We start from the raw sequence: 1,300 nt of genomic DNA, 5'->3' as shown, positions 1-1,300 counted from the left end.
AACCACATATGAACATCAATATGACGCGCTTCGAGGTCTCTGACAATTTTACTGGTACGTCTCGAAAGATGGCTAGTTATAAACTCAGCTAATTGACGCTCAGTGTTATAGATTGTTGACCGCACACAAGGGTAAAAAACTTAGCCGATGAAGGTTCTGTCGGATAGGCGACACCTGTTACCAGATGCCGCCCTCCTAAGAACCGTACGTGCAACTTTCACTGCATACGGCTCAAGCCTCCACTAAGGCGTTATTGTTACCCAGCAACTCACAAAGCAGTGGCGACAGGAGCAAACCATGAGTTACGACCTGTATTTTTCACCTTACGTTCATTGAGAAAACCTTCCCAAAAAGGATCGAACGGGGTCGCTTGGCTCATGATTTTTACATGTCGTTTGATTGGCACTTGACCGATTTGAAACAGTCGGATCACGCCATACAGTCCATCCTTTTTAAACCAGCCATGGAAAATCCATTGCCCTTGATAGTTTAGAAAGTACTTGTGTGCGATCCATTTACGTCCCTTGTTTGGGTGACGCCTGACTGACCATCGCCATAACGCTAGAAACATCTGATGTCCAACATAGCCGAAGGTTTGTTTAGCAACACAATGGCGATAGTAATTCGCCCATCCTCGTAGTTTTGGATTCATCATCTTGATGAGATCGGCTACTGGGATTGTTGCGTGTTTTCTAATGAGGTCACGCATGTTTCGTAAGAATGATAATACGTTGGACTTACTCGGTTTAATGAGCAGTTTTCCTTTATGCTTTCTGGCGTTAAAGCCAAGAAAGTCGAAGCCATCATTAATATGAGTCACATGCGTTTTCTCTTCAGAAAGCGGTAAACCTCTTTCTTGTAAGAAAGCCATCAGTTGCGGCTTAATGTCATTCACTAGGACTTCCTTTGAAGACCCCGTGATAACAAAGTCGTCAGCATAACCTATAAAGTTTACTCTGCTGCCTGTCTTGCGAGCGATAGACTTAATTAACTTTTCTAGTCCGACAAGAGTGAGCAACATCAGGGTGGGTGAAATTATCCCGCCTTGTGGTGTTCCCTCTGCCGTTTTGTAGAATAGCCCTTTGTCTATATAGCCACATTCCAGCCATTGCTTGAGCATCCTTTTGTCTGTCGGGACATTATCAAGTAGCCGCTGGTGACCTATCTTGTCGAAACAAGCTTTGATATCCCCCTCAAGAACCCATTGTGCTGCTCCCTTTTTGCACAGGCATTTGAAGCACTGCTGTATTGCATCGGCTGCGCTTCGGTTAGGTCTAAAGCCATAGCTGTTAGGGTCGGC

The 1,300-nt window shown here is 45.0% G+C and carries 1 protein-coding gene; it reads right to left on the bottom strand.

What is annotated here, in order from left to right; translation table 11 throughout:
• Positions 1-268: 268 nt before the first annotated feature.
• Positions 269-1,300, bottom strand: a 1,032-nt coding sequence (locus tag KIV40_RS03095; protein WP_285347933.1) for a reverse transcriptase domain-containing protein, incomplete at its 5' end; no start/stop codon positions are given.

It is taken from the genome of Vibrio sp. D173a (genome assembly GCF_030248475.1).
Note: the sequence above shows the minus strand (reverse complement) of the source record. Positions and strands in the feature narration are given on the sequence as shown.